This window comes from Novosphingobium sp. PP1Y (assembly GCF_000253255.1).
Classification (GTDB): domain Bacteria; phylum Pseudomonadota; class Alphaproteobacteria; order Sphingomonadales; family Sphingomonadaceae; genus Novosphingobium.
Genome location: NC_015580.1, coordinates 2,476,797 through 2,494,123, shown reverse-complemented (window position 1 = coordinate 2,494,123; position 17,327 = coordinate 2,476,797). Strand labels below are relative to the sequence as shown.

14 protein-coding genes are annotated in these 17,327 nt (G+C 60.8%); 10 read left to right on the top strand and 4 right to left on the bottom strand.

Annotated features, from left to right (window positions below; all coding sequences use genetic code 11):
- Positions 1 to 464 precede the first annotated feature (464 nt).
- From PP1Y_RS17760 to PP1Y_RS17745, 4 genes are read left to right on the top strand one after another with little or no spacing between them, the layout of a single operon-like run.
- Positions 465 to 2,921: a cation-translocating P-type ATPase gene (locus tag PP1Y_RS17760; RefSeq protein WP_013833458.1), complete on the top strand. Its 2,457-nt coding sequence runs from the start codon at positions 465 to 467 to the stop codon at positions 2,919 to 2,921.
- A gap of 13 nt (positions 2,922 to 2,934) precedes the next feature.
- Positions 2,935 to 4,767 (top strand): DUF3141 domain-containing protein, encoded by a 1,833-nt coding sequence (locus tag PP1Y_RS17755; protein ID WP_232512424.1) that lies wholly within the window; start codon positions 2,935 to 2,937, stop codon positions 4,765 to 4,767.
- Entirely contained in the window at positions 4,760 to 6,001 is a 1,242-nt protein-coding gene (locus tag PP1Y_RS17750; RefSeq protein WP_013833456.1) for an acetate/propionate family kinase, read from the top strand. The genes PP1Y_RS17755 and PP1Y_RS17750 overlap by 8 nt, the downstream gene beginning before the upstream one ends.
- Positions 5,998 to 7,008 carry a bifunctional enoyl-CoA hydratase/phosphate acetyltransferase gene (locus PP1Y_RS17745; RefSeq protein ID WP_013833455.1) on the top strand — a complete coding sequence of 337 codons (1,011 nt, stop codon included), beginning with the start codon at positions 5,998 to 6,000 and terminating at the stop codon, positions 7,006 to 7,008. The genes PP1Y_RS17750 and PP1Y_RS17745 overlap by 4 nt, the downstream gene beginning before the upstream one ends.
- Here PP1Y_RS17745 and PP1Y_RS26390 read toward each other — a convergent pair.
- Positions 6,960 to 7,253 carry a hypothetical protein gene (locus tag PP1Y_RS26390; protein WP_041558964.1) on the bottom strand — a complete coding sequence of 98 codons (294 nt, stop codon included), beginning with the start codon at positions 7,251 to 7,253 and terminating at the stop codon, positions 6,960 to 6,962. The two genes, PP1Y_RS17745 and PP1Y_RS26390, sit on opposite strands and share 49 nt — an antisense overlap.
- Positions 7,254 to 7,602: 349 nt before the next feature.
- Between PP1Y_RS26390 and PP1Y_RS17735 the strand changes: the two genes are divergently transcribed.
- The 6 genes from PP1Y_RS17735 to cls all read left to right on the top strand — a co-directional run bounded on the left by PP1Y_RS17735 (position 7,603) and on the right by cls (position 13,413).
- The gene (locus PP1Y_RS17735; protein ID WP_232512737.1) at positions 7,603 to 8,454 is read left to right on the top strand and encodes a DMT family transporter; all 852 of its coding nucleotides are present in this window, start codon (positions 7,603 to 7,605) and stop codon (positions 8,452 to 8,454) included.
- A 261-nt stretch (positions 8,455 to 8,715) separates the two neighbouring features.
- A complete protein-coding gene (locus tag PP1Y_RS26510) occupies positions 8,716 to 9,009 on the top strand; it encodes a DUF2933 domain-containing protein (protein WP_051010065.1) in 294 nt (97 codons plus the stop codon).
- A 15-nt stretch (positions 9,010 to 9,024) separates the two neighbouring features.
- A complete protein-coding gene (locus PP1Y_RS17725) occupies positions 9,025 to 9,693 on the top strand; it encodes an isoprenylcysteine carboxylmethyltransferase family protein (RefSeq protein WP_013833452.1) in 669 nt (222 codons plus the stop codon).
- A gap of 103 nt (positions 9,694 to 9,796) precedes the next feature.
- The gene (gene ppk2 / locus PP1Y_RS17720; RefSeq protein WP_148275001.1) at positions 9,797 to 10,567 is read left to right on the top strand and encodes a polyphosphate kinase 2; all 771 of its coding nucleotides are present in this window, start codon (positions 9,797 to 9,799) and stop codon (positions 10,565 to 10,567) included.
- 228 nt (positions 10,568 to 10,795) lie between these two features.
- Positions 10,796 to 11,512: a DUF6629 family protein gene (locus PP1Y_RS17715; RefSeq protein ID WP_013833450.1), complete on the top strand. Its 717-nt coding sequence runs from the start codon at positions 10,796 to 10,798 to the stop codon at positions 11,510 to 11,512.
- A 434-nt stretch (positions 11,513 to 11,946) separates the two neighbouring features.
- On the top strand, positions 11,947 to 13,413 hold the full coding sequence (gene cls / locus PP1Y_RS17710; RefSeq protein WP_013833449.1) for a cardiolipin synthase: 1,467 nt from the start codon (positions 11,947 to 11,949) through the stop codon (positions 13,411 to 13,413).
- A 45-nt stretch (positions 13,414 to 13,458) separates the two neighbouring features.
- Here the strand turns inward: cls and PP1Y_RS17705 are convergent, their stop codons facing one another.
- The 3 genes from PP1Y_RS17705 to PP1Y_RS17695 all read right to left on the bottom strand — a co-directional run bounded on the left by PP1Y_RS17705 (position 13,459) and on the right by PP1Y_RS17695 (position 17,306).
- Positions 13,459 to 14,175, bottom strand: coding sequence for a 1-acyl-sn-glycerol-3-phosphate acyltransferase (locus tag PP1Y_RS17705; protein WP_013833448.1), 717 nt, complete (start codon positions 14,173 to 14,175; stop codon positions 13,459 to 13,461).
- Between the two features lie 240 nt (positions 14,176 to 14,415).
- Positions 14,416 to 16,854, bottom strand: coding sequence for a phosphoenolpyruvate synthase (gene ppsA / locus PP1Y_RS17700; RefSeq protein ID WP_013833447.1), 2,439 nt, complete (start codon positions 16,852 to 16,854; stop codon positions 14,416 to 14,418).
- A gap of 80 nt (positions 16,855 to 16,934) precedes the next feature.
- On the bottom strand, positions 16,935 to 17,306 hold the full coding sequence (locus PP1Y_RS17695; RefSeq protein ID WP_041558963.1) for a hypothetical protein: 372 nt from the start codon (positions 17,304 to 17,306) through the stop codon (positions 16,935 to 16,937).
- Positions 17,307 to 17,327 lie beyond the last annotated feature (21 nt).

Below are 17,327 nucleotides of genomic sequence, written 5' to 3'. Positions count from 1 at the left end.
GCCGAGAAGATCCCTGCCGGAGGCGCTATACGATGCCATCACGATGGAACTCTTCGGCATCCTCCAGTCTGGCCCCCTCCGGCCAGGGCTGGTTCAACTGGTTTCCAAGGTTCCGGATCCGGACTGTAAGTTTCATGCCGCCAGTGCGTCTTGAACCATATCCCCTCAGGGAGGGAGCCACTAATGGAGGTATTCATGACGAGCCGAGTGAAACAGAACGAGGCGCCTGACAAGAATACGGAGTCGTCGGGATGCTGCTGCGGCAACAAGCGGGCGGCAAGTCCCGCAGATACCGGCGCACAAGACCCAGGAGCCACAGAAGACGCGGCAACGAAGCACTCACAAGGGTGCAAATCGACCGGATGATTTTGTAGGCTGAACACGTGTGGCGCAGCACTTTGTGCGCCGCACCACTCTGTTCGAGGGGTCGCACGCCCCCTTTGGCCCCTCGAACACCTGTGGCCATGCTGAACACCGCCGGCCAGCCACACCAACAACGGAGCCTTGCCTTGCCAACCGTGACACTTGAAGCCCGCGGGCTGTTCCAATGCCTCGACCATCTTGGCGTCGAAAAGCAGCTTTCAAAACGCGCTGGAGTGCTCAGCGCCGAAGCCAGTCCCGCTTCCGAGAGCGTAACGGTCGTCTTTGACGAAACGCTGATAAATGTCGGCGAGTTGCGCGGCATCATCAATGACTGCGGGTTTCACTGCGGCGGCCGTCTCGTCCCCCGGCATGTCTGCGCCCGAGATGCCGTGGTGACTCCAGACGACAACAGCCAGAACCGCGCGGGCTCCGCGTCCGGTCACGTCCATCATGATCAGCCGGGAGCCGTCGCTGCTGCCGCCAAAGGGGGGGCGGCGCACGACGCCATGGCTCATGAAATGGGGCACGGCGCGGGGATGGACATGGCCGCGATGGCGCGCGACATGCGCAACCGGTTCTTCATCAGCCTGATCTTTGGTCTTCCGATCTTCGGCCTGTCTCCAATGGGGATGGACCGCCCCTTGCTGACCCCACCTTTCGGCCTCGATCTCAACATCACCTTGTTCCTGCTTGCAAGCGCGGCGATCCTTTATCCTGTCTGGCCCTTCGTGGTCGCCGCGATCCGAGCGCTGCGCAATGGTGTTCTCAACATGGCGGTGCTCGTGTTGCTGAGCGTGGGCACCGGCTATCTGTTCAGCGTCGGCACCACCTTCTTTTTCGAAGGCCAGCAATTCTACGAGGCCTCGGCGGTTCTGCTCGTTTTCATTCTGCTGGGCCATTGGCTCGAAATGCGGGCACGAGCCGGCGCTTCCCAGGCTATCCGCGCATTGATGGACCTGGCACCGCCGATGGCGACAGTCCTGCGCGACGGGAAGGAGATCGAAGTACCGACCGCCGAGGTGCTCGTAGGCGATGTCGTGCTGATCCGCCCCGGCAACAAGATCCCCGTCGACGGCGAGATTCTCGATGGCAAGTCGGACGTCGATGAATCGATGCTGACGGGAGAATCTATGCCGGTCTCCAAAGGCCCTGGCGATGCGGTCATTGGCGCCACAATCAACCGCAGCGGCAGCTTCCGCTACCGCGCGACCAAAGTGGGGGCGGAGACCGCCCTCGCCCAGATCGTCAAACTCGTCCAGGAAGCACAAAACTCCAAGGCGCCGGCGCAACTGCTCGCGGATCGCGCATCGCAATGGCTGGTGCTCGCCGCGATTGTCATCGGCCTCGCCACATTTGCCGGCTGGTACTGGGCGCTGGGCTCGACCTTGCTGTTCGCATTGACGCTGACAATCACTGTATTCGTGATCGCCTGCCCCGATGCACTCGGTCTTGCCACCCCGATGGCGGTGATGGTCGGCACCGGTCTTGGCGCGATGAACGGCATCTTGTTCAAGAATGCCGGCGCGCTCGAGGACGCGACCAAGCTTGACGTGATCGTCTTCGACAAGACCGGAACGCTCACCATGGGGCAACCCAAGGTTGTCGATGTGGTCGCGGCTGCGGAATATACGCAGGACGAGGTGCTGCGCATGGCGGGAGCGATTGAACGCAACTCGGAACATCCGCTTGCCATCGCGATCCTGGAGCGCGCATCGGGCATCACTTTGCCGGAAGCCCGCAATTTCGCCAACCGCGAGGGCAAGGGCGCGGGTGCCGTAGTCGAAGGTGCTTCGGTGGTTGTCGGGAACCGTCAGGTAATGGAGGATGAAAACATTGCATTGGGCGCACTTGCGGAACCCGCCGAGCGGTTGAAGGGCGCCGGCCGCACGGTTGTCCATGTCGCGCGTGGCGGCGAAATACTGGGCCTGATCGCGATTGCCGACGCACCTCGGCCGACTGCCAAATCCACGGTTGCGGCACTGCGCGAGCGCGGCGTCAAGGTCGCGATGCTCACCGGCGACAATGCGGGCACGGCCAAGCGCATCGCCGCGGAACTCGGTATAGAAATTGTGCTCGCCGATGTCCTGCCGGGGCAGAAGGCCGATAAGGTCAAGGAACTGCAGGCGCAAGGCCAGCGTGTCGGCATGGTCGGAGATGGCGTCAACGATGCGCCCGCCCTGACGCAGGCCGATGTCGGATTCGCCATCGGCGCGGGAACCGATGTCGCCATGGAAAGCGCGGACGTCGTTCTGATGAAGAGCGATCCCTTCGATATCGTCGGCGCAATCACCCTGTCGCGTGCGACTTTGCGCAAGATGCACCAGAATCTCTGGTGGGCGGTCGGTTACAACATCATCGCCTTCCCGCTCGCCGCTGGCGTGCTCTATCCCGTTCTGCTGAGCCCGGAGATTGCTGCACTCGCCATGTCGGGCAGTTCCGCGCTTGTTGCCATCAATGCGCTGATGCTCAAGCGGACCAGACTGACGGGTGTTGGCCGCGGCAGGATACCGGCCAGGAACGCAGCGCAGGACTCGCCAGTTCCGGCGACCGCGATGTGATTCGAATTTCAGCTTGCTCTTCAATCTTTTGCGAAACAGCGAAATTATGGCTTCTTCATCCATTCAAACCAGCGGAACATTACCAACTTCGGCGGCGCCGTCGCGGCAATCAGGAAACCGTCCTCCCCAATCACTGGGCGAAGCGCCAAAACGAATTCCTTCGGACTCCGGGCCCATTCCGGATCTTCCCACGCTCGACGAGTTCGTCGCCTATCAGCGGGATTTCATGGAGCGAACGATCCTGTTCTGGGATACGCTGCGTCAGCGGGCGAACAACATGCTCGAACATGAGCGCGCCGGCTTGCCGCCACTTCTCGATTTCCAATATGAGACGCTGCTTGACGCGCGCCGTTTCGAGCGACCGACCAATTACGCCCTTCTTCGCATCACCGAGATCGGCGGAGATTGCTGGGAGGATTGCGTCGACCCCAACAAACCGCCGATCATCGTCGTCGATCCGCGCGCCGGCCACGGCCCCGGCATCGGCGGATTCAAGCGCGATTCCGAAGTCGGCATGGCCATGCGCGAAGGCCATCCGGTCTATTTCGTGATCTTCTTTCCCGAGCCCGCTCTCGCGCAAACCCTCACCGACGTCCTCCATACGCTGCGGCGTTTCGTCGAAGAAGTCGCACGGCGGCACCCGAACAAAGCGCCGATTACATACGGCAACTGCCAGGCCGGGTGGGCGGTGACGTTATTATCCGCCGACTGCGAAGGCCTGGTTGGCCCTGCGGTCTTGAACGGTTCGCCTCTGTCTTACTGGGCCGGCGAATCCGGCATCAATCCGATGCGCCTGGCGGGCGGCCTACTTGGGGGCGCGTGGCTGACGCATTTCCTCTCGGATCTGGGCAACGGCCGCTTCGATGGGGCGTGGCTTGCCGAGAACTTCGAGAATCTGAAACCGGAAAAGGCTATCTGGGAAAAATATGCGCATCTATTCGCCAATGTCGACAGCGAACGCGAGCGCTTTCTGGAATTTGAACGCTGGTGGAACGGCTTCTACTTTCTCAGTCGCCAAGAAATGCTTGCGATCGTCGAAAATCTGTTCATCGGCAACGCGCTCGAGCAGGGACGGCTGCGCATCTGCGAAGGGGCCTTTGCCGATTTGCGCCGCATCCGAAACCCGCTCGTCATCTTCGCCTCTTATGGCGACAACATCACGCCGCCGCAGCAGGCGCTCGGCTGGATCCCTGCCGTCTATCGCGACACCGAGGACCTGAAGCAAGCGGGACAACGCATCGTCTATCTGACAAATCCTCATGTCGGCCATCTTGGCATTTTTGTTTCGGCGAGCGTCGCGCGTCTCGAGCATCGCGCCATCGTCGAAAGCCTGGAGGAGATCGAAGCTCTGCCGCCGGGGCTTTACGAAATGAAGATCGACAATCCTTCCGGCGATCCGGATTGTCACAAGCCTGATTTCAGTGTCCGTTTCGAACCGCGCGAGGTCGAGGATCTCGATAGGGATTATCCGCGCGAGGCATTCGAACGCGTCAGGCAGATCTCCGAGCAAAACGAGGCGCTGTACCGGACCTTCATGAGCCCGTGGGTGCAGGCACTGGCCAATCCCTGGACCGCCGAGGCGCTCAAGTGGCTCCACCCGATGCGGACGAGCCGCTATCTCCATTCCGAGGCATTCAATCCCTGGATGCGCGGTGCCGCAATGTTGGCGGGTGCGATCTCGCAAAGGCGCAAGCCGCTGTCACCCAACCAGCCGTTGGTTCAGCGGGAAAAAGACGTAATCGGCGCGATCACCCAAGCACTCGAAGACGCGCGGCAAGCCAGGGACAAGACCTGCGAGCAAATCTTTGGCTGGCTGTACGGCTTTGCGGGCAGCAAGCATGCCTAGCAATGGTCGCCCCACGCAGCCCCAACTGCGAGCAGCTGCAGGCGATGCCATTCTGGTCATTAACAGCGGCTCGTCGAGCGTGAAGTTCGCGCTCTTTTCGACCGTAGATCCCCCAGCGCGCCTCTGGTCAGGGGCCATCGACCGCATCGGCCTTGCACATGGCCGTTTTCACGCCGTTGACGTAGCAGGGACGACGGCGTTCGATGAAGCGACACAAGTCGCTGACCACGACATGGCTTTGCATCTGCTTTTCGATGCGATCGACCCGCACACCGCCGGATACGGTTTGGCGGCAGTCGGGCACCGCATTGTCCATGGCGGCGCGGAATGTGATTGCGCCACATTCGTAACGGAGACGCTGGAGGCGCGGTTGCGCGAGTTCGTGCCGCTTGCTCCGCTGCATCAACCGCACAATCTGGCCGGAATCGCCGCAGTCCGCAGCGCTCGCCCAGACCTGTCCCAAATCGCCTGCTTCGATACCGCCTTTCATCATGGCATGCCGCACCTCGCAACCCTGACGGGTTTGCCGCGCGAGTTGCGTGACCAAGGCATCCGCCGTTACGGCTTTCATGGCCTTTCCTACGAATATGTCGTTGATCGGCTGCGCAGCGAGGAGGTCGACGTCGATGGCGAGCGCGTCATCGTTGCCCATCTCGGGAACGGGGCTTCGATGTGTGCGCTGAGGGGCGGCAGAAGCGTCGAGACGACGATGGGTTTCAGCACATTGAGCGGTCTGCCCATGGGGACGCGCTGCGGCGACCTCGACCCGGGCATCATCCTTTACTTGCTGACAGAAATGGACTTGTCCGCAGATCGGCTCCAGCATCTCCTTTACGAGGAATCGGGACTGCTGGGATTGTCCGGTTTCAGCCGCAACATGCAGGAATTGCTGGCACGGCCCACGGACCAGTCCGCTCTCGAGGCCGTGGCGTACTTCTGCTATCAGGCGCGCTTACACTTGGCCGCACTGACCGCCGCCTTGGGCGGCCTCGATCGCCTGGTATTTACCGGCGGAATCGGCGCCAATGCACCCATGGTTCGCGCCGACATTTGCGCGGATCTCGGCTATCTGGGCGTCGCCCTGGATCCCAAGCGCAACACAGATGGTGCACGGGTCATCTCGTCGGCTGCGGGCCACGTCGTCGTTGAAGCATTCGCAACCGACGAAGAACAAATGATAGCGCGGCACATGCGCCGGCTGCTGGCCGTGCAGCCCGCAAGGCAGGTGGCGTGAACTTGGCCCCCCCTGCCCCACATCTGCAGCGCCTCGTCGAACAGGCAACCGGCCTTGGACCCATTCGCGTTGCTGTAGCTGATGCCGCGCAATCGGAAGTTCTGGAAACTATGCGCGAAGCGCAGGGACTCGGCTTGGTCGAGCCGCGTCTAGTTGGCGATCCGGAGGTGATCGCCGCGATCTGCAATGATATCGAATGGACGCCGGCGGCTGATTGGATGGTCCCCGCCGGTTCGGGAACTGCCGCGGCAGCAAAAGCTGTGGAACTCGCCCGCGAGGGCAAGGCCGACGCAGTGATGAAAGGACATATCCACACCGACAGCTTGATGCACGCTATGCTCGACAAGGAACTTGGGTTGCGTGTGCCAGGCGAGCGGGTCAGTCATGTCTTCCTGGTCGACGTCGCAACCCGGTCAAGACTCCTCGGGATTACCGACGCGGCGATCAACATCGCGCCCGACCTCAGCGCCAAGGCCCAGATCCTGCAAAATGCGATCAACCTATTCCAGCTCCTTGGGGTCGAGACGCCAAAGGCTGCCGTCCTCTCGGCGATAGAGACGGTCAACCCCGAAATCGTCTCGACACTCGATGCGGCATGTCTGACGCTCATGGCGCAGCGCGGACAAATTACCGGCGCCCTGGTCGACGGTCCGCTCGCCTTCGACAATGCCATCTCGAGCCAGGCAGCCGCGGACAAGGGGATTGCTTCAGCCGTGGCCGGTGACGCAGACATTCTGCTCGTCCCTGATCTGGTCTCGGGAAACATCCTCGCGAAAAACCTTGAATACCTGGCGGGAGCCACTGCGGCAGGCATCGCAGTCGGCTTGGCGGTGCCGGTGGTGCTGACGTCGCGCGCGGATCCGGTGCCGGCACGGCTGGCCTCGCTCGCCGTGGCGGCGCTGATGCACCATCGCAGGCCACGAGCACCGGTGGCGCCGCACCTCCCCGAGGCAAGTCTTCACTGCGCGCCGCAGCCCGAGCGTGCCTGCCGTCCACTTGCGAGATGATCACGCACCAAGGTCAGCCATTGCTCGCGCGGACCGGAACCGGGACCGGAAACGATCGGCCAGCCCCCGAGTTTCCTGTCCGCGCAACACACGCGCACCCGGCTTTCGTCCGTAATAATGTAAGCGGCCAGGTGATGGTTATCGGCGCGGGTCCGACGGGCCTCGTTTGCGCGATTGCTCTCGCGCGTGCTGGGCGTCGCGCCCTCGTGCGCGCGTGGCATCGCAATGTCGGTATGCGATTTCATGCAGACTTCCGGAGGCTCGAGAATTGGAGCGATGAAGCGGATTTGTCGACCGCAAGAGACGTCATCAGGTTCGAGGTCCGCGCAAGCGATACGGAAAGGAACTGCGGTATTCACAAGGGCGAACGGATGGGTAGGGAGGTCAGAGGCAAGGATTATACAAAAAGCGAAAGCGAGCGCGCGCATCGGAATCGGGAATGGGGCGTTCGGTGTGAGGTACCAGACGGTTCACTGTCGCTCATATTCGCGGAAGGTTGATGATCGGATGGCCTTTTATTGGGGCGCCGTGCGGCGAAGAGTGCACTGTGCTAACAAAATATCTACCGGTTCAATAATCAGGCTGCTTGCCGTGATGCTGCTCTGGGCGGGCTGTTTCCCGCTCATCACTATAGGTCTTGACCTGGCTCCTCACGTCGCCTTTGCAGCAATGCGCGCCGCAATTGCTGGACTGAGCCTCATTCTGCTGGCCATTTTGCTGCGCCGACCCCTGCCCCGCGATTTTCATACCTGGATTTTGATCACCACAGTAGGCTTTGGCTCAACGACCCTTGGGTTTCTGGGCATGTTCCATGCCGCCGAATATGTTACGCCTGGTATTGCGACTGTCATCACCAATACGCAGCCACTTCTAACCGCGCTTCTCGCCCACGGTATCCTGCAAGAGCGGCTTTCCTTGAGTGGCAAGGCCGGCCTCGTGGTGGGCCTTCTTGGCGTCTTTGTCATTGCCTGGCCCGCTGTCGCTTCAGGCGATATGCCCAATTACCGCCTCGGTATTGCCTATGTTGCTCTTGCGGTAACCGGTGTTGCGCTAGGCAATATCGGCATCAAGCGCCTCACAGGCCGAGCCGATGGGCTTATCGCGATGGGATTTCAACTGTCAATCGGTGCAATTCCTCTGGCGCTTCTATCAACTACGACCGAAGATTTGGCTTCATTTTCCTGGTCGCTTGAATTTGCCGCGATTTTACTCACCTTGGCCGTATTGGGCACTTCAGTTGCATTTTGGCTCTGGTTTAGGGCGTTGGAACAGGTTGGCCTCACCAAGGCAAATGCCTTCACCTTTCTGGTACCGATCATCGGCCTCGCTATCGGTACGTCCCTGTTCGGCGAACGGCTCACATGGACACAGGCCGGAGGCGCCATTCTGATTCTCGGCGGCATCCTTCTCGTGCAGCGAGCCAGCCACAGTGCTCCGCATGGTTAGCCGAACTAGGAGAGACTACAATAGAAAAACGACAATATGGTGCGAACCTTGGAATTCTAATGATAATCCTAACGTTCGGCAGGCGTTCCCGACAATCCGGACCAGGAATGAAGCCGGTCTGATCGACGGCGGCGGCCCCACAATTGCTAGCGCGTTGGAAATCTGGACGCGCATACCAAGGGCAACTGTAATGGGGACGTGGATCATGCGTCTTTCCAAACAGCTAAATCATGACCTGATGGCCTGAATGGGGTGCAAGATATGGACTACGAGAGACATGACCGGTCAACGGGCGCGAGGCCCAACAGTTCGACCTGGCGCATCGCGCTCGCCTTTGTCGCCTTCGCCGGAATCGCAGCATTCTTCCTTCTGGCCGAGCACCGGGCGCATATGCTCGGAATTCTTCCGTGGGTGCTACTGCTGCTGGCCTGTCCGCTGTTACATATGTTCATGCATGGTGGCCATGGCGGACATGGCGGGCACGCCCCTCTCGACCATGGAAGGGGTCGGCCCGGCACGGACACGGCAGCCGGTTCCGGCTCCCACCGCCACTGATCCGGAGGCAAGGCCATGCACAGCGAAGCACCCGCATATGGGCTCTGGGGTCTGGCATTCGTGAATGCCGCGATCTTCATCTTTTTCGCATTCAGCTTCTTCAAACCGCAGACAAAGCGCGACTGGCGCTCGTTCAGCGCCTTCAGCGCCTTTCTCGTTGCTCTGTTCGCGGAAATGTATGGCTTCCCGCTGACCATCTATCTGCTCTCGGGGTGGCTCCAGAGCCGCTATCCGGAGGTGAACTGGTTCTCGCATGACGCCGGACACCTCCTCGAAGAACTGTTCGGGTGGCAGGCCAACCCCCATTTCGGGCCGTTTCATATTGCGAGCTTCGTTCTGATCGGAGGCGGCTTCTGGCTTATTTCGAGCGGTTGGGCCCGCCTCTACCGCGCGCAAAAGAACAATCTCCTCGCGACAGAAGGCATTTATTCCTATGTGCGGCATCCGCAATATGACGGGTTCATTCTCATCATGCTCGGGTTCCTGTTCCAATGGCCGACCGTGCTGACCCTCGCGATGTTCCCGGTCCTCACCTTCATGTATGTCCGCTTGGCGCGAAACGAAGAGCGCGAAGCGCTCGCGACTTTCGGCGAAGAGTACCGCGCGTACATGAAGCGGGTTCCCGGATTTATCCCGACATGGTCAAAGCTCTCGTCCACCCATCATTCCAACCCGCCATCCTGAGAGCACGAGTACCCTTGGCGGGGACGATTATTATGGGTCGAATTGTTATCGCGAAGGGCGGACCGAGGAAGTCCGCGCAAAGCCTGAAAGTGAAGAGGCGCAGATGAGCATGAATGAAAAGGAGAAGCACTCCTATGCCGAGCAGCTTCGCGCGCTCCAGGTCGGGCTCAGCGCCCTGCAGCGGCAGATCATCGCCGATGGCCGCAAATTGCTGATCATTTTCGAAGGAAGGGATGCGGCAGGCAAAGACGGGACGATCAAACGAATCGTCAAGCATCTCAGCCCACGCGAAACGCGCGTGGTCGCGCTGGGTCCACCGTCGGACCATGATCGCAGATCCTGGTATTTCCAGCGCTGGACGAGTCATCTCCCGGCTGCAGGAGAGATCGTTCTGTTCAACCGCAGTTGGTATAACCGCGCTGGCGTCGAGCGGGTAATGGGATATTGCACAGACGCCGACTATGAGGAATTCATGGCGACCGTGCCGATGTTCGAGCAGCTTCTTGCCCATTGCGGCATCACATTGGTCAAATATTATCTCGATATCTCGAAGTCGGAGCAGAAAAAGCGCCTTGCGGCAAGACGGAAGGATCCCCTTAAACAGTGGAAGATCAGCCCGGTTGACGATGAAGCCACAAAGCGCTGGAACGCTTACAGCACGGCTCGCAACGAAATGCTTGCGCGCACGCACAGCATCGCCGCACCGTGGACCGTGGTTCGAGCCGACGACAAACATCACACGCGGCTTTCGCTGATCAGCGATTTGCTGAGCCGTCTCGGCGAAGCGTCACACGCCGATCATCGCCTCCCCGATCCGAACGCCGTCTTCCTCTATGACAATGCTGCGCTGGAACAGGGTCTTATTGCACCGTGATGAGGACGATCCCATTAGCTTGGCTCTGTCAGCGCAGCGCGCACGTTCGCCGGCTGGTTCCGACCAGCGGAAGCGTTGTGGCCCGGCAAGAACGAAGCCATGCGTCGTGGCTACCTCAAAATGGTCTCGCCACGAACGCGGTCGACCATCTTCTCCCGGCAATGGCTATCCGTGCCGCAAGGGCTTGCTCCAGGTTGGCCTTCCCGCCCACAGCGAAGCAGGACTGACATGTGCTTCTCAGCCGAAGCCAGCTTCGCCGCCGCTACCGTGCTCCTGCCAGCCGGGCTCGCGAGCAGCTATATCGCATTCCGGACAGATCGCCGTTATCTCGGAATCTGCGCCCTGCCCTTCCTGTTCGGCATCCAGCAGTTGTTCGAGGGCCTGGTCTGGACGTCCGGCTCTGCAAGCGATCCTGCGGCGGTCCAGCGCTTCACGCTTGCGTACATGTTCTTCTCCTGGCTGGCCTGGCCGGTCTGGGTGCCCTCGGCAATCTTCTTTCTCGAGCCGGTCCGCCGCAAACCGCTTTATCTCGGCTTTGCGGTCATGGGCGCGGTCCTAGGCGGAGGGCAATACCTGCCTTATCTTGTGCACGAAGACTGGATGTCCGTGACATTTCTTCCGCATGCGATTTCCTATGGCGGAATCATGCTGTTCGATTTTCTTGTCGCTCGCGAGCTTACCGTCGTCATCTATTTCACCGCGGTCATTTTGCCTCTGCTTCTCGCTTCGCGGCCCGAGGTTCGGATATTTGGACTTTTGGTCGCATTCGTATTTTTGGTGACCAATCTTTTTTTCCGGTTTGCATATATTTCGGTCTTCTGCTTTGGCGGCGCGCTGATGTCCCTGTATCTATTGGCGATGATCTGGTGGAAAGCTCGCGAGCCAGGCACCGATACGGCCGCCCACGAAACCGATGGGCCCGTGGCGGAGAAGTCTGCCGGATAACGTGGCAAGGACACCTGAGAATGCGCTTGTGAAGCCGATTGCCGCTGTGCCTCTCAGCCCGAGTGCCGGCGACGCGGTTTGCGCCGTGGCCGTCATGCTTGGCCGGGAAGGCGCCATTATCGCGGCCAAGCACGGAGACCGGCCTCTCGCGGTTCGACTGGCAATATACCGAAGCGCCGTCAGCACGAAGGAGAGTCTCGTGGTCGCGCCAGCGGTAACGCCGAACCAAGGGAGGCCACTCGACGCTCTCCTTACCTATGGCGTTATCGTCAACGCAGCTGGCGTTCCGTCGCCGAGCAACCAATTGCAACGCTCTGACGATGTCGCGTATCCGTCGAGCTTTCCCGCAGGGCGCCGCTGTCGGCGAAAATCTCGCTCCAGATTGACGAATTGCGTAACATCGACGGAGGGAGATGTGACCAGAGCCGTTTGGCATGGACCCCGATGAAAGGGAACTAACCGTGACAAATCTCGGTGCTATCGACCCTCTCGGCCTTGGCTACATTGCGGTCGAATGGGCAATTCGGATTATAATGCTGGTGGTCGTGCCGTTCCGGCGCTCGCCCGAAGCCGCGCGCGGCTGGCTGCTTCTCGTCTTCTTCCTGCCGATCCCGGCGCTCGTTCTCTATCTGATAATCGGACGCCCCACCTATCCACGGTGGCGGAAGCGGCGGTTCGAGGCTGCCCAAGATCTCCTCGCCAGAGCCTCGCGCGAAATCAAACATTCGCAACATTGCTGTCGGCCAGACCTACCGGAACGCTTCTTGCCAGCCGCGCTTCTGATCGAACGGCTTGGCCAGTTCCCGACGCTCGGCAGCAATAGCGTTGAATTTCTATCGGACTATGACGGCATGGTCGACCGACTGGTCGCCGACATCGAGAACGCCGCCGACCATGTTCACATCCTGATGTATATGTTTGCCGACGATCTCACCGGCGGGCGAGTAGTCGATGCGCTGCTGCGGGCGGCTGAACGCGGCGTCGCATGCCGGGTATTGATCGACGCTCTGGGCTCGCGTCCCTGGGCGCGCCGCCTGAGACGGCGCCTCGCATCGGGCGGCGTCGAGATTGAACGCGCACTTCCCGTCACCTTCTTCCAGCGGCGCTCAACGCGGGTCGACCTGCGCAATCACCGCAAGATCGTCATCATCGACGGGCGCTGCGGCTACATCGGCTCTCAGAATCTGATAGCGGCGGAGTTCTCTCCGGGTCTCGTCAACAGGGAACTTGTAGCGCGAACCAGCGGGCCGGTTGTACTCGAATTCCAGGCGGTGTTTGTCGCCGACTGGTTCCTCGAGACAGGGCGCGTACTGGACAGTCCAGCGCTCTTCCCCCATCACCATCCACGCGCCGGAGCCGTTGCCCAACTGTTACCCAGCGGTCCCGATTACCCCATATCCGGTGCAGAACGGCTGATCGTCGCGCTCGTCCATGGCGCTCGTCACCGCATCACGATCACCACACCCTATTTCATTCCCGACGAGGCCTTGTTGAAGGCGCTGCAAACAGCAGTCCTGCGCGGCGTCGAGGTAAAACTTATATTATCGCGTGTTGCCGATCACCCCTTGGTCGGTCTTGCGCAGCGTTCCTATTATGACGAACTGCTGCGGGCCGGAGTCGCCATTCACCTATTCCATGATGGCTTTCTCCATGCCAAGCACCTCACCATCGACGACGAAATCGCCGTTATCGGTTCAAGCAACATCGATATACGTTCCTTCCTGTTGAACGGTGAAGCCAGCTTGATCATCTACGATAGGACCGCGACTGCGGGCCTTCAGGCGGAACAGGCACTCAATATCGCGAGAGGCGAGCGCTTGGCACCGGAGCAATGGAGTCAGCGTCCGTTGCTCGCGAAGACTGTCGAGAATGTCGCCCGTTTGCTCAGTCCGCTTCTCTAAATCGGCGGACCGCTCCCAGCGAAGAGAGAATAACATGCATCGACCCTATTCGACCAGCGATGCAGCCGCATGCACCGCCTGCATCTGCTGCTCGCCGTGGCGAGCGAAATCGGCCAGGCTCAACCCGGCCGGGATGAGGGAAAGATAGGTCACCGTAATCGTGCCCCGCCGTTTGCGACGAGAAGCGACACCCCAGAACTTCCCCGAATCGACGACGACAGGCAAAGCCGGCGCGCCCAACCTCTTGTAGAGCAGATCGACGCCGCGCTTGAATTGGATCGGTTCACTCGGACATCTGCGCGTTCCTTCCGGAAAGATCAGCACCGATCGCCCGTCGGCGAGCGCGGCAGTGCCCTCCTCTATCATCGTCCGAAGCGCCGCCGCACCGTCGGAACGGTCTATGATAATCATCGGCGACCGGCGCAGGAACCAACCCAGCACCGGGATTCGCAGCAGCTCTCGTTTCGCGATAATCGCGACATCGGGAAACAGCACGAGCGCCGCCAGCGTCTCCCAGGTCGACTGATGGTTGCAGATGATGAGGCAGGGTTCATGCGGAATGTGGCCGCGCCCTTGTTCGACATAGTTGAGCCCGACGATCCAGGCGAGTTCGACAAGCACGCCCCGCGCCCAGATCCGCGTGAGCTTGCGGACAAGCCGTGGCGGCGAGCCGGCAAGCCACAAGAGCGGAATCACCGGCGCGAACAGCGCTGTCCATAGCGCCCACGCGAAATCGAAAATCCGGGACCGCAACGCCTCCACAGCATGGTTCGCACCGTCGCTCCACCGGCTGTATTGCTTGCCGGGAATCCTGCGCGGTCGAGCTCGTGTGCGATTCACGTCGATATACCTTCATCGTCCGCGTGGTGGACGCTTGCTCCCCAGGGCGCCGAGGTCTGTGGGATTCGTGCAGAGAGCGATCCGACACTGCTGCACGATCCAGAACGCCAAGCCGTTGGGCAGCGCAGGGTGAGTTCGCCCGCAGAGGGTCATGGCCTCATTCTATTGCGCGGTTTCAGTGCTGCGGGTCGCAGTGTCGGTTCGGCTTCCGGACGCGAGTGCTCGCTCGACCTCGGCGACATGGCGGATCGTCGCCACGAAGCTGTCCGGATTGAGCGAGATTGAATCGATACCCTCCTGCACGAGAAAAGCCGCGAACTCGGGATAGTTGCTGGGAGCCTGTCCGCAGATGCCGACCTTGATTCCGGCATCATGGGCCTTGACGATGGCCTCGTCGATCAAGCGGGTGACTGCTTCACTTCGTTCATCGAACAACGGTGCAAGATCGCCCGAGTCGCGGTCGACGCCAAGCGTCAACTGGGTCAGATCGTTGCTGCCGATCGAAAACCCGTCGAAACGCGTCGCGAACTGCTCGGCAAGGATGACGTTCGACGGGATCTCGCACATCATGTAGACTTCGAGGTCGGCGCCGCCCCGAGCGAGCCCATTTTCCGCCATCACTTCCAGCACACGATCCGCCTCTGCAGGTGTCCGGCAGAAAGGCACCATGACGATGACATTGCGAAAGCCGATGTCCTCGCGAACACGTTTCAGCGCGCGACATTCAAGCGCAAAGCCTTCGCGATAGCGTTCATCATAATAGCGCGAGGCGCCCCGGAACCCGAGCATCGGATTTTCTTCGCTCGGCTCGAAGGCGGCTCCGCCCAGGAGATGGGCATACTCATTCGTCTTGAAGTCGCTCAACCGCACGATCACGGGATATGGGTGGTAAACCGCGGCGATCTTGGCGATGCCAAGTGCGAGCGTCTCGATGAAGAATTCGGCCGGATTGGCAAACCCCGAGGTCAGCGCGCGAATCTGGCGCAGCTCGGAAGCGTCGGTGACGCGCTCGGGGTGCAGCAAGGCCATCGGATGCGCCTTGATCGCATTGCTGACGATGAACTCCATACGGGCTAGCCCGACGCCCTTTGCCGGCAGACGCCACCAGCGCAATGCGGCCGCCGGACTTGCAAGGTTCACCATGATCGCGGTGCGAGTATCGGGTATTGCGGCAAGATCAATATCTTCGGCATCGAAGGCGAGCGCGCCCTCGTAAACGTGGCCACGATCGCCTTCCGCGCAGGACAAGGTTATCGCCTGGCCTTCGCTCAGCACATCGGTGCCGTTACCGGTGCCAACGATCGCCGGCACACCGAGTTCGCGGCTGACGATCGCCGCGTGGCTCGTCGTACCGCCATGATCGGTGACAATGCCCGCAGCGCGCTTCATGACCGGCACCCAGTCGGGATCGGTCATCTCCGTCACGAGGATCGCACCGTCCCTGAAACGGTCGATATCGGCAGGGCTGCGAATGATGCATACCGCACCGGTCGCGATCGCCTCACCGATCGCCGAGCCGGTGAGCAACGTCTTGCCCTTCTCTTTCAGGCGATAGGATCTCAACCTGGCGGTGTGGCGGCTGGACTGCACCGTCTCGGGACGCGCCTGGACAATGAACAATTCGTCCGTCTCGCCGTCCTTGGCCCATTCCATGTCCATTGGCCGGCCATAATGGTCTTCGATGAGCATGGCCCAACGCGCCAGCTGGAGCACTTCTTCATCGTCGAGTACAAAGGACTCGCGCTCGCGCCTTGTCGTATCGCGAAGCACGGTGCGCGCGCTGCCGCCCCGTGCATAGACAAGCTTGCGTTCCTTTTCGCCCAATGTGCGCTCGATGATCGGGCGTACTCGCGGCTCATCGAGCAGCGGCTTGAAGACCAGATATTTGTCGGGATTCACGCTTCCCTGAACGACGGTCTCACCCAGCCCCCAGGCGGCGCTGACCACGACTGTTCTCGGGAAGCCCGTCTCCGTGTCGATCGAGAACATGACACCGGATCCGGCGAGGTCGGAACGGACCATGCGCTGCACGCCGATCGACAGAGCGACCTTCAAATGATCGAAGTTCTTCGCCTCACGGTAGCTGATCGCGCGATCGGTAAACAGCGATGCAAAGCAGCGGCGGCAGGCATCGAGGAGTTCGCGTTCGCCGCGAACATTGAGGAATGTCTCCTGCTGGCCGGCGAAGCTGGCATCCGGCAGGTCTTCGGCCGTCGCGCTGCTGCGCACAGCCACGCCCAGCTCATCGACGCCTGCGGCGCGTGAGAGACCCTGATAGGCCTCGCGAATCGCCTCGGCCATCGCTGTCGGAAACTCGCCTTCAAGGAACAGGCGACGAATCGTCTCGCCTGTTTGATGCAGTGGCGCCCTTCCCGCCTGGAAGGCGGCAATCTGCGCTCGCAAAGACGATTCGATACCGTTGGCATCGATATAATCGCGAAAGGCGCACGCGGTCGTGGCAAACCCGTCGGGGACAGCAAGGCCTGCGCTGCGCATGGTCCGCACCATGTTCGAAAGTGACGCGTTCTTGCCGCCGACCGTGGCGACATCGCCAGCAGCCGGGTCATCAAAGCCGAGAATATAGACTGGCTCCGCGTTCATGATCGTCTCCTTGCCAGTATCAAATTACCGCAATCGTGACGCCGCTCTCCAAGCCAGCGTCGCGACGCTACGAGGCCGTGTCAGGGCCGCCGCAACTCGACTATATCGTGGCGCTTGATCGCTCCCGACGTCACGGTGGCATTTGCAAAATGCTGGTCGATGATCTGCTGTATCCGCACTGTGCCGACCTCGGTCCGCAGAAAGCTCGGTGGCCCTTTGGGGCCATGCGGATGCTCGGATACGCGATAGACTGTCAGTTCCTGACCGGGCTCGGCACCGTCGGCGCTACCGATGCAGACGACAAGGTCGTTGCCCGAGGCGCGCACAACCGTCCCGCGCATGAAGACGCTGTGGCCGATACCTGGCGTATGAGTCTGTGCCGACTGGGCGTAGGCGCCCACCGGGACGAGGGTAACGGCCATGGCCGTGAGGATGGTGGGTAGAAATTTCATCGAAGACCTCTTTGCGTCGGG